11 protein-coding genes are annotated in these 11,168 nt (G+C 39.7%); 8 read left to right on the top strand and 3 right to left on the bottom strand.

Annotated elements, in window-relative coordinates; genetic code table 11:
- Window positions 1-17: 17 nt before the first annotated feature.
- The 3 genes from ACE1CI_RS28635 to ACE1CI_RS28625 form a co-directional block, all read right to left on the bottom strand.
- Window positions 18-563 carry a GIY-YIG nuclease family protein gene (locus ACE1CI_RS28635; RefSeq protein ID WP_413265678.1) on the bottom strand — a complete coding sequence of 182 codons (546 nt, stop codon included), beginning with the start codon at window positions 561-563 and terminating at the stop codon, window positions 18-20.
- A 133-nt stretch (window positions 564-696) separates the two neighbouring features.
- Window positions 697-1,434, bottom strand: a complete 738-nt coding sequence (locus tag ACE1CI_RS28630; RefSeq protein ID WP_413265677.1) for a Uma2 family endonuclease — start codon at window positions 1,432-1,434, stop codon at window positions 697-699.
- 29 nt (window positions 1,435-1,463) lie between these two features.
- Window positions 1,464-2,264, bottom strand: coding sequence for a Uma2 family endonuclease (locus ACE1CI_RS28625; protein WP_496615881.1), 801 nt, complete (start codon window positions 2,262-2,264; stop codon window positions 1,464-1,466).
- Window positions 2,265-2,606: 342 nt separating this feature from the next.
- Between ACE1CI_RS28625 and ACE1CI_RS28620 the strand changes: the two genes are divergently transcribed.
- From ACE1CI_RS28620 to ACE1CI_RS28585, 8 genes are read left to right on the top strand one after another with little or no spacing between them, the layout of a single operon-like run.
- The gene (locus tag ACE1CI_RS28620) at window positions 2,607-3,440 is read left to right on the top strand and encodes an ABC transporter permease (RefSeq protein WP_413265675.1); all 834 of its coding nucleotides are present in this window, start codon (window positions 2,607-2,609) and stop codon (window positions 3,438-3,440) included.
- A 15-nt stretch (window positions 3,441-3,455) separates the two neighbouring features.
- Window positions 3,456-4,757, top strand: a complete 1,302-nt coding sequence (locus tag ACE1CI_RS28615; RefSeq protein WP_413265674.1) for an ABC transporter ATP-binding protein — start codon at window positions 3,456-3,458, stop codon at window positions 4,755-4,757.
- Window positions 4,758-4,790: 33 nt separating this feature from the next.
- Window positions 4,791-6,143 carry a B12-binding domain-containing radical SAM protein gene (locus tag ACE1CI_RS28610; protein WP_413265673.1) on the top strand — a complete coding sequence of 451 codons (1,353 nt, stop codon included), beginning with the start codon at window positions 4,791-4,793 and terminating at the stop codon, window positions 6,141-6,143.
- Window positions 6,144-6,180: 37 nt separating this feature from the next.
- Window positions 6,181-7,053, top strand: a complete 873-nt coding sequence (locus ACE1CI_RS28605; RefSeq protein ID WP_413265672.1) for a glycosyltransferase family 2 protein — start codon at window positions 6,181-6,183, stop codon at window positions 7,051-7,053.
- On the top strand, window positions 7,053-8,069 hold the full coding sequence (locus tag ACE1CI_RS28600; protein ID WP_413265671.1) for a glycosyltransferase family 2 protein: 1,017 nt from the start codon (window positions 7,053-7,055) through the stop codon (window positions 8,067-8,069). Before ACE1CI_RS28605 ends, ACE1CI_RS28600 begins: the two co-directional genes overlap by 1 nt.
- Complete coding sequence (locus tag ACE1CI_RS28595) at window positions 8,066-9,289, top strand: glycosyltransferase family 4 protein (protein ID WP_413265670.1); 1,224 nt, start codon at window positions 8,066-8,068, stop codon at window positions 9,287-9,289. Before ACE1CI_RS28600 ends, ACE1CI_RS28595 begins: the two co-directional genes overlap by 4 nt.
- Window positions 9,290-9,331: 42 nt before the next feature.
- Window positions 9,332-10,330 carry a glycosyltransferase family 2 protein gene (locus ACE1CI_RS28590; protein WP_413265669.1) on the top strand — a complete coding sequence of 333 codons (999 nt, stop codon included), beginning with the start codon at window positions 9,332-9,334 and terminating at the stop codon, window positions 10,328-10,330.
- Entirely contained in the window at window positions 10,323-11,168 is an 846-nt protein-coding gene (locus ACE1CI_RS28585) for a hypothetical protein (protein ID WP_413265668.1), read from the top strand. Before ACE1CI_RS28590 ends, ACE1CI_RS28585 begins: the two co-directional genes overlap by 8 nt.

The following is an 11,168-nucleotide window of genomic DNA, read 5'->3' as shown; positions in this document are numbered from 1 at the left end:
TCCCCAATCCCCAGTCCCTATTTCAAATCTAGTAAACCGTTTTCTTTAAGTTTAGGATTAAAGCGAATTTCTTCTTGACAATTACGAGTTTTTAGCGTTTCTAAAATTTCTGATTCTACTCTCCGAGCCACATTTTTTAACACTTTAGATTGTGCTAATTCTTCACCTGCCGCTTTTTCATAATTCGCTTTTTCTTCATCTGTCATTAATGATTTAACATCAATAGCTTCAGTCCATTTTGTTTTGTCAGCATCATTACCAACAGGAATTGTGCCATTTTCCGCAATCCAAGCATTCATAGTATTTTCTAGAATTGTCCGATTAGGCTTTTCAATTGTTTGGACTTTTAACCAATAACAACTTTGTGGTTGACGAACTAGATGCTGTTTTAAGCTGAGATAAACATCGCGAGAATAACCAACAAATTGGAGGATTTTTGCTTCGTCAAAAATTGCATAAACGCCAATTTTTCCCGATAAACTTGCAGGTAATTTGCCATTTTCATCGAGATAGCTAATTTCTGTTAAATCGTCGAGTGATGGAGAATCTGTTGAGGTTGACATGGTTGTTTGTAGAAGGGGAAAGTAAAAATTTTTCAGCTTTGATTATACGGCGCTTTTCAGAAACCCAGTTTCTTCAAGAAACCTGGTTTCTAGAGTTTCGTTTCAGGATTGTACTTCATAGAACTGCAAACCGCTACAACTGTTCTGGGTTAATTCCTTGTTGGCGAAGTTTTTCGATTAAAGCTTGGTAACGTTGTTGTTCTTGTTCCCGTAACTTTCTTTCTTGTTCGAGTTGTGCGATCGCATCTTCCGCACGTTGGCGTTCCTGTTCCGCCCTTTGCCTTTCTTGTTCTCGCAATTGATCCAATTCCACAGGAGTAAGAAACTTTTGCCCATCGGGGCGATAAATTAACAGAGTATCTTCTTTTAATTCAAATCGAATCCCTAAAAGAGGACTTACCCAACCGTTAATTTGTTCAATTGGTTCTAACAAATCTTCAGAACGGAGAAAGCCTGTTAATTCTATATCATCTGGATCGTAAATGTAATATTCTTCCACTCCATAGCGTTGATAAAATATCGCTTTTTGCAACATTTTACCCGTGCGATTTCCAGGAGAAAGGATTTCAAAAACGACTTGGGGAGGAATGTTGTTTTCTGTCCATTGTTTGTAGGAACCTCTGTCACCTTTTGGTCTACCAAACACAACCATTGCATCGGGCGCTTGCCGAATTTTATTATTGCCTTCAACGGGATACCAAAGCAGATCTCCGGCAACAAATACATCATCATTATTGGCAAACAAAATTTCGAGATTTTCTTTAATTACAACGATCCAGCGAAATTGTTTGGTGTTGTCTGACATTGGTTGTCCGTCGCTGTCTGGGTAAATTATTTCTTTTGTAGTTTCGGCGGGGAGTTGTTGTACCATAGCTGTTTAATTTAGAATTTGGTTATCGCTTAAAGTTGTTCTGGGTCAATTCCTTGTTGGCGTAGTTTTTCGATTAAAGCTTGGTAAATTTGTTGTTGTTGTTCTAGTTGGGCGATCGCATTTTCTGCCCTTTCTCTTTCCTGTTCCGCCCTTTCTCTTTCCTGTTCCGCCCTTTCTCTTTCCTGTTCCGCCCTTTGCCTTTCTTGTTCCGCCCGTTCACGTTCCTGTTCCGCTCTTTGCCTTTCCGCTTCTCGCAATTGATCCAATTCCACAGGAGTAAGAAACTTTTGTCCATCGGGGCGATAAATTAAGAGAGTATTTTCTTTTAGTTCAAAACGAATACCTAAAAGAGGACTTACCCACCCATTCATCTGCTCAATTTTTTCTAACCAATCACCTGAACGTTGTAATCCGACTAATTCAATATCATCGGGGTCATAAATATAGTATTCTTCAACTCCATAACGTTGATAAAATAACAATTTATCTGCCATTTTTCCGGCGCGATTTCCAGGGGAAACGATTTCAAAAACAACTTGGGGAGGAATATTGTTTTCTGTCCATTGTTTGTAGGAACCTCTGTCACCTTTTGGTCTACCAAACACAACCATTGCATCAGGTGCTTGCCGAATTTTATTATTTCCTTCAACCGGATACCAAAGCAGATCTCCGGCGACGAAGACATCATCATTGTTGGCGAACAAAATTTCCAGATTTTCTTTAATTACAACAATCCAGCGAAATTGTTTGGTGTTGTCTGACATTGGTTGACCGTCGCTGTCTGGGTAAATTATTTCTTTTGTAGTTTCGGCGGGGAGTTGTTGTAGCATAGCCGTTTAATTTGTTGGGTTGGCTGGTTTTAATATCTTTTATTTTATCTGGGCATTTTTTGCGATCGCCCTGTAGATCCTTCTAGCAAAGCTTGATATGCTAAGTCAAACCCGGTTTTTTACTCATAGCCTAAATCACAAAGATGCTATCTTAATGAGGGATACGTAAACCCAGTGAGTTAATCAAGGAGCAAAAGTATACAGAGCTTAATGATTGGTGCCTGGAACTGACAACTATGATGGGGTAGTAACAAAAGGGATAACAGACCGATCGCCTTTTCCAACTTCCCGACATATCCCCTCTCAACCCAGAAAAAATGTTACCTGTGACGCAAGACATTTATGCCCACTCAAGATAAAACAGAATTAATCATAGAAGCTGGTCGCACCGAAAAACAATATTGGAAAGACTTATGGAACTACCGGGAATTATTTTATTTCCTAGCATGGCGAGATATTTTAGTCAGGTATAAGCAGACTGCGATCGGTATTGCTTGGGCATTAATTCAACCTTTCTTAACAATGGTTGTATTTACAATAGTATTTGGACAATTAGCCAAACTACCTTCCCAAGGAGTGCCCTATCCAATATTAGTTTTTGCGGCAATGTTACCTTGGCAATTTTTCGCTAATTCCCTTTCGGGATGCAGCAACAGCTTAATTAGTAATGCTAACTTAATTTCTAAAGTTTATTTTCCGCGATTAATTGTCCCTGCTTCTGCCGTAATTGTCAGTTTTGTCGATTTTATGATTGCTGGCATGATCTTGCTAGCACTGATGATTTGGTATAATTTTGTACCTAGTTGGCGAATTCTGACGTTACCGCTGTTTATTGCGATCGCATTTGCTGCCGCAATGGGAGGAGGATTATGGTTAGCAGCCTTAAACGTAAAATACCGTGATTTCCGCTATATTGTCCCCTTTATCGTCCAGTTTGGCTTATATATATCCCCAGTGGGTTTTAGTAGTAGTATAGTTCCCCAAAAATGGCGCTTGCTTTATTCTTTAAATCCAATGGTAAGTGTAATCGACGGTTTTCGCTGGGCTATCTTAGGAGGAAGTACCAAACTTTACTTGCCGGGATTTACTCTTTCTCTTGGATTAGTTACTATAATATTTGTTAGTGGGATATGGTATTTCCGTAAAACGGAACGCACTTTTGCTGATGTAATTTAGACGGGAAACAAGCGCGTGTCTGATAGTGTAATTCGGGTGGAAAATCTGAGTAAAAAATATATTATCGGAAATCATAGATCGAGCCATAATTTTCGAGATGTATTGGCAGAGAATGTAAAATCTCTAGGTCGGAAGTTTAAGAAACCACTGGGAAAAGAGAGCGAAAAACCGAGACGCGAAGAATTTTGGGCACTCAAAGATATTAATTTTGAAATTAAGCAGGGCGATCGGGTAGGGATAATCGGTCGTAATGGAGCAGGAAAATCAACTCTGTTGAAAATATTAAGTCGAATTACCGAACCGACAAAAGGAATTATCGCTATTAAAGGAAGAGTGGCAAGTTTATTGGAAGTAGGAACCGGATTTCATCCAGAACTTACAGGCAGAGAAAATATTTATCTCAACGGTGCAATTCTGGGAATGAGTAAGGTAGAAATTAAAAATAAGTTTGATGAAATAGTCGCATTTGCTGAGGTAGAAAAATTTTTAGATACAGCAGTAAAGCATTATTCTTCAGGAATGTATGTGCGCCTTGCCTTTGCCGTAGCTGCTCATTTAGACCCAGAAATTCTCATAGTAGATGAAGTTTTAGCAGTTGGCGATGTCCACTTCCAAAAAAAATGCTTGGGAAAAATGGAAGATGTAGGAAAATCAGGGCGAACTGTTTTGTTTGTTAGCCATAATATGCCAGTAGTCCGCCGACTTTGCCAGAAGGGAATTTGGCTAGAAGGCGGAAAAATGGGAGGTTTGGGAACAGCGCAAGAATGTGTAGATGCTTACGTAGCTAATTTTGAAACATTCCAAGAAGCTGATTTAGGTAGATTTGATTTGACTAAACGTACAGATAGAGGAGGAACCGGGAAAATTCGCTTTAAGTCTGTACAATTACTGGGGAGCGATGGCACTCAAAAAAATAATTTTGAGTTTTACGAGCCATTTACTATTCAATTTCAGATAGAGTGTTGCGAAAAAGTAAGACCTTGCTTTGTAGGATTTAGCGTGCTTTCAGCGGAAGGAGAAACCTTATTTTCCTCCCATCATCCAGATTCGGCCCAATTAAGAGAGTTGGAACCGGGGAAAGATTATACTCTGTGTTGTTCGGTAAATCCAAATCAGTTAAAGCCAGGGAGGTATCTTTTACAAATGGGAGTAGCTGATTATGTAACTTGGGAGTGTTATGACTGGTTTTATGCTGTTGGTCTATTTGCGATCGAACCAGGTAGCGGAAAATTTGGTGTAGCGTTAGATAATCGTCCTGGTCATACACATCCGATTTTTAATTGGATGTGGTCAAAGGATAATTTTGGGGAAATGTAAGCAAAATTTACAAAAAAAAACTAGGAGTCAGCAATGAAAGTTTTATTTAGCAATCCGCCTTGGTGGGAAAAAAGAGAAGGTAGTTTACGCAGTAGACTTAAAGGAAATTCCTGGTGGCGTGTCGGCGTGCGTGCGGGTTCGAGATGGCCTTTTACTTATTTGAGTAACTGTAAACCCGATAAATTTGTGTTTGGCGAATATATGCCTTACCCATTTTTTATGGGATACGCTACAACTTACGCCAAAAAAGCAACTGGAGCAGATGTAAGACTGCGCGATAGTATTGCCTTGCGAGAGTCTTATAAGACTTACTACGAACACTTAATCGCAGAAAGATACGAGTATATATTCATTGAAATTGCTACACCCAGTTGGGAACACGATAGCCGACTGATTAAGGAAATAAAAAAGCGCCTACCAGAAACTAAAATTGTAGTAACTGGGCCAATTACAACTACCAAGTCAGAAGAAATTCTGCAAAATTATCCAATTCACGCTTGCATCCGGGGCGAGTATGAAAAGGGAAGCGTGCGTGTCTTGAATGGAGAATCAGGTATTATTGACTACGACTTGCTGACCTTAGCAGAAATGAATGCTGCTCCTTTCCCCTATTTTGACGAAACACACGCCTATCGCTATTGGGATGCAAATCCCATCGGACAAGTTGCTCCTCATGCTCAAATCTGGAGCAGTCGCGGCTGTCCTTTTAAATGTATTTTCTGCGTTTGGCCAGCAACAATGACAGGTAACGACCCGGAAGGTACTCAAGCACGCACCGTTCGCCACTACACAAGCGATTACATGGAAGCTTATATCCGAGAGTTAATCGATCGCTTTCAATTTAAGTGCATTTATTTCGATGATGATACCTTCAATTTGGGTAACAGTCATGTGGTAAATATGTGCGAAGTAATGTCTCGAATTGGTGTACCTTGGTCGGCAATGTGCCGTGCTGATACCATCAAAATGGAAACCTGGAAATTGATGAAAGAAAGTGGCTGTTTTGGAGTCAAGTTAGGTTTTGAGAGTGGCAATCAGCGTGTGGTAGACAAAATCGTTAACAAACATTTGGATCTTAACTATGCGGCGGAAGTTGTTCATGAGTTAAAACGTTTGGGAATGACAGTACACGGAACTTTCACCTACGGATTGCCAGGAGAAACTAAGGAAGAAATGCTCGATACTAAGCGTTTTATTTCATCTTTGCCATTTGACAGTTTCCAAGAATCGGGAACGGCTGAAATCGAAGGAACTCCACTTCATACCCTGCGGGAAAAAGGAAAATTGGAGAAGTACGAGGGAGCTACTATGGACTCAAATTACAGTCGAGCAGTAGACGGTAGCAAAAAGATGCAACACTTAGTAGAACAGTTAAGAAGCAATTAACGCAGATTGGTACGATCGATCCTTTGGGAAATATAGTATGACTAAGGTTTCGCTGTATGTCCCCTGTTACAATGTCGAAAAATTTATTTCCCGTTGTATCGAGGGGATATTAAATCAAACTTACCCAGTTGATGAAATCCTGATTATTGATGATGGCAGTAAAGACAAAACGGTGGAAATAGCCTCCCAGTACCCAGTGCGAATTATTAAGCACGAAGTAAATAAAGGTCTTTCAGCTGGTCGGAATACAGGTTGGCAGAATGCTCGCAATGAATTGGTAGCTTCTTTGGATGCGGACTGCGTGGCAGATTCTCATTGGTTGGAAAATTTGGTGGCGACGATCGAAGAAAATTCGCAAATTGCGCTCGTTGGTGGTAGGTTAGTCGAGATAGTACAAGAGTCAATTGCCGATCGGTGGCGCAAAGTTCACATGACTCAAGATTGGGGCGACCTTCGCGTAGATAATCCTACCTTTATCTACGGCAACAATAATGTTATCCGCAAATCAGCAGTGGAAAAAATTGCTGGATATGACGAAAAATTACGCACCAATGGCGAAGATGTAGATATTTCCAGCCGACTCTCTGAAAAAGGTTATAAGTTAGTATACCAACCAAGCGCCATAGTTAGCCATCTTCGCCAAGATAACTTACCATCCATTTTGGATACCTATTGGAGGTACTGGAGATACGGGATAAAGATGTATTGGGAAAGAATAAGAGTAAAAGATATTGCTTACAATACTTACTTTATCTTTTATAGGACTATCTTTCTAACTTGTTTTAATCGGGATAAACAACAGAAAAATTATGATTTGCTGTGGATAGATGCAGTGTTATTTTTTTATCTGGTTTATCGGTCTTTCAAGTTATTAGTGGAACATAATTATTTGGGGAAAAAGCTTAGGTAATGAACGGACAAAATTCTGATCGCGATCCTGTTCCCCCAGTTTCTGAGGGAGTTGACCGTCCATTATGGTCTGTGATGATTCCTACCTACAATTGCGCTCGGTTTTTACGAGAAACGCTCACCAGCGTTTTAGTACAAGATCCGGGGTCGGATATCATGCAAATTGAGGTGATAGATGATTGCTCTCAAGATGAGCCAGAAAAAGTAGTGGAAGAAGTGGCAGGGAGTCGCGTCAAATTTTATCGCCAACCACACAATGTCGGACATACAAAAAATTTTCAAACTTGCTTGGAGCGATCGCGTGGTAAGCTAATTCATCTGCTGCATGGTGATGATTGCGTGCGAGAAGGATTTTATCGCAAAATGCAACAAGCTTTTGAGCAAAATTCAGAGATCGGCGCTGCTTTCTGTCGTTGGATGTTTATCGACGAGAATAGTCATTGGCAATCGATCACGGCGATGGAGCGACCGGAAAGCGGTATTCTGAGTAATTGGTTAGAGCGCCTTGCTCAAATGCAAACTATTTCTACGCCTTCCATTGTGGTGCGACGCGAGGTATACGAAAAGCTGGGAGGATTTGACCATCGCCTAGCTTGGGTGGAAGATTGGGAAATGTGGATGAGAGTCGCCGCACACTATCCTATGTGGTACGAAGTTGAACCACTAGCACTGTATCGGGTACGCGCTAATTCTAATACCGGACGTTACAAACGCACTGGAGAAAATATTAAAGATTTGCGGAAAGCAATTCCCATTGTTCACTCTTATTTACCGGAAGCAAAGGCTAAGGAATTAGGAAAAAAAACTAGAGGTAATTGGGCGATGATTGCTTTATTTACCGCTAATCAAATGTTAATCGAAGAAAATGATGTTGATGGAGCGATCGCACAAATTCGAGAAGCTATTAAATGTAGCCAATCTTTCACCGTAATCAAGGCAGCTTTGCGGCTGGTAGTATCAGTGGGAGTGAAAAAACTCCAGCAAACTTTACAATTAAAAAAAGTCTCCATCTTATGAGAGTTCTGCAAATTAATCAAACAGATACTAGTGGGGGAGCCGCTCTAGCTGGATATCGTCTGCATCAAGGTTTGCTAGAGCAAGAGATCGACTCTCGCTTACTCGTTCAGGTGGCTAAAATAAATAGCGATCGCATAGCTGTAATTCCTCGGACTAAGCTGGCTATAGAAAATCAAATTTACCGAATTAGCTGGAAACTAGGTCATAACTATATTCATTTAGTTAGTAGTTTTGATATTCCCCAGCACAAATTTTATCGAGAAGCAGATATCCTCAACTTTCATAATCTGCATGGAAACTATTTTAACTATCTGGCAATTCCATCGCTTACATCCGAAAAACCAGCAGTTTTTACCCTTCACGATATGTGGAGTTTCACGGGACATTGTGCCTACAGTTACGATTGCGATCGCTGGAAAACTGGTTGCGGAAAATGTCCTTACTTAGCTATATATCCAGAGATAAATATTGACAGTACCCTGGTTGAATGGAAGTTGAAAAATTGGGTTTACAGCCGCTCGAATTTAACTATTGTTACCCCCAGCAGTTGGCTAACAGAACAAGTAAAGCAAAGTATTCTCAATCGCTTTCCTATCCATCATATTCCCTATGGTATTGACATGGAAGCTTATCAACCTCTCGACAAAAAACAGTGTAAATATGTACTTGGTATTCCAGAGAGTAAAAAAGTTTTGATGTTTGGCTCTGTAAGTGTAAAAGATGCTCGCAAAGGTGGAGATTTGCTCCTACAAGCTTTGCAAAAATTACCTGCAAGTCTCAAAGCAGAAACGGTGCTTCTGACAATGGGGAATGACAGCGAAGGAATGGCCGCAACAGTCGGCATTCAATGTCTTAATCTGGGGTACATTACCAGCGATCGTCTTAAATCTGTTGCCTATTCAGCGGCGGATTTATTTATTTTCCCCACCCGTGCTGATAATTTACCTTTGGTACTACAAGAAAGTATGGCTTGCGGTACGCCTATGGTTTCTTTTAAAATTGGCGGCGTTCCCGATTTAGTACGTCATGGCATCACGGGATACTTAGCTGAATCCGAAAATATTCAAGATTTTTCTCAAGGGATTATCGAACTTTTGGCAGATGGAGAGATGCGCGATCGCATGAGTCAACAATGCCGTGCGATCGCCCTCAAAGAATACTCTGTTTCCTTACAAGCTAAACGATATATTGAATTGTATCGTCAATTATTAGATAATTAAAATCAAATTTATTCAACAGCAGTTCATTTTATTCGGGCGCTTATGCAAGTTATTCATAAAAGTTTAACCTTAAAAGATTTACCCTCTCCACCACCTGACAAAACCGGATGGCCTTGGACAGAAGGCAATGACCCATTGCCAAATCAAACACCAGATGGCTCTCAATGGCCTCGAATCAGCATCGTTACACCTAGTTATAACTATGGAGATTTTATTGAAGAAACTATTCGCTCTATCTTACTGCAAGGGTATCCCAATCTTGAATATATTATTATTGATGGAGGTTCAACAGATAACACAATAGAAATTATTAAAAAGTATGAAAAATATCTTACTTACTGGGTTAGTGAGCCAGATAAAGGGCAAACAGATGCAATCAATAAAGGGTTTCAATACTGCACAGGCGATATTTTTGCTTGGCTAAATTCAGACGATTCTTATACTAAAATAGCCTTACGACGGGTTGCAGAATATTATTTACAGGGTAATCAAGTGATCGGAGGAAGTTGTTTACTCGTCTTTACTGATGGTCGTCCAGATGATGTAGTTAAATCTTTCCCAATTAATTTTGAACGTTTTCTGAACTTTTGGGCGGTAGGTGCTCATTTTCCTCAACCTGCGGTGTTTGTAGCTAGACAAATTGCAGATAAGTGCTTTCCCCTAAACAACCAGCTTTATATGTTAATGGATTATCAATTCTTTGTGAGAGTTATTAGCCAAAATCCTCAAGCTATTTATATTCCAGATATATTGGTTAAATTTAATTTTCATGGTAAGAATAAGAGTGAGTCAAAAAAGGAAACCAGTTTTTCAGAATTTTATGAGATAGGCAGAAGTGAAGCTAAAAAACTTCCTTGGCTCAAACAGTTTGTTTATTTATTTAAACTAAAAGATTATCAGGTTTTACATCCTCTTATTTACGAAGAAAAGGCGCAAAATATCAAACAAGTAATGTCAGCATTAAGTTCTAGACCGACATTGTTGTTTTGGAGTCCATTTTGGAAATGTATACTAAAAATTATCTATAAAAATTATGGTTAATATTGGCTACCGTCTGGCTAGAAGACAAGGACAAATTGTTCGCTGGTTATACAAGACAGCTTTACCCAAGATAGTGAGGATGCCAATTCCACAAACCTGTAAAGTTCCCTTGGCAGTTTATAGTTTTTCATGCGATCGCGATTTACCCGAACAAGTAGCCAGTATTCGCTCATTCATTCGCTACGTAGGTATCCCCGATAAATTCATTGTTGTCTCTGATGGCAGTTATTCTCCCGCCAGTTGTCAATTACTTCGGCAAATCAGTCCTTACATAGAAGTCGTAGAATTTGCCAAATTCATAAACAAAGACTTACCACCTTCTGTATATGCTTATGCCAACATCCATCCACTAGGAAAAAAACTCGCTGTTTTAATCTCACTTCCTGTCGATCGAGTAACTATTTATGCCGATTCAGATATCCTCTTTTTTCCTGCTGCTGAGGAGTTATTAAACCTAACAAACTTATCCAATACACAACCTAGATATTTACTTGATTGCGCTACCGCTTTAGATGAACGCCTTCTTGATAAAGCTTCAGAAAAGTTTGCACCTGTCAACAGCGGATTTATGATACTTCAAAAACCATTGAATTGGGAGATCCCCCTGAAGCGATTAGCTGCTTTACCAGAAAATGCCAATTACTTTACTGAACAAACTAGCTTACATTTAGCTATGCACTACAATCAAGGCATACCTTTAACTCCAGAGGAATTTGTTGTTAATCGAGACGATGAATTTATTTATCAAGATAAACATTGTAGCCCCAAGGTAGCGCTTAGGCATTACGTCAGTCCTATCAGGCACAAATTTTGGTTATCTAAAGTAATTTGGAAGTAA

The sequence above is a fragment of the Floridaenema flaviceps BLCC-F50 genome, assembly GCF_041929275.2.
Lineage (GTDB): Bacteria > Cyanobacteriota > Cyanobacteriia > Cyanobacteriales > Aerosakkonemataceae > Floridanema > Floridanema flaviceps.
The sequence above is the reverse complement of the archived record's forward strand: the minus strand, read 5'-3'. Positions and strand labels throughout refer to the sequence as shown.

Coding starts and splice junctions, on each gene's coding strand:
- ACE1CI_RS28585 (WP_413265668.1), top strand. CDS start 10,323: ATGGTTAATATTGGCTACCGTCTGGCTAGAAGACAAGGACAAATTGTT.
- ACE1CI_RS28590 (WP_413265669.1), top strand. CDS start 9,332: ATGCAAGTTATTCATAAAAGTTTAACCTTAAAAGATTTACCCTCTCCA.
- ACE1CI_RS28595 (WP_413265670.1), top strand. CDS start 8,066: ATGAGAGTTCTGCAAATTAATCAAACAGATACTAGTGGGGGAGCCGCT.
- ACE1CI_RS28600 (WP_413265671.1), top strand. CDS start 7,053: ATGAACGGACAAAATTCTGATCGCGATCCTGTTCCCCCAGTTTCTGAG.
- ACE1CI_RS28630 (WP_413265677.1), bottom strand. CDS start 1,434: ATGGTACAACAACTCCCCGCCGAAACTACAAAAGAAATAATTTACCCA.
- ACE1CI_RS28620 (WP_413265675.1), top strand. CDS start 2,607: ATGCCCACTCAAGATAAAACAGAATTAATCATAGAAGCTGGTCGCACC.
- ACE1CI_RS28610 (WP_413265673.1), top strand. CDS start 4,791: ATGAAAGTTTTATTTAGCAATCCGCCTTGGTGGGAAAAAAGAGAAGGT.
- ACE1CI_RS28605 (WP_413265672.1), top strand. CDS start 6,181: ATGACTAAGGTTTCGCTGTATGTCCCCTGTTACAATGTCGAAAAATTT.
- ACE1CI_RS28625 (WP_496615881.1), bottom strand. CDS start 2,264: ATGCTACAACAACTCCCCGCCGAAACTACAAAAGAAATAATTTACCCA.
- ACE1CI_RS28635 (WP_413265678.1), bottom strand. CDS start 563: ATGTCAACCTCAACAGATTCTCCATCACTCGACGATTTAACAGAAATT.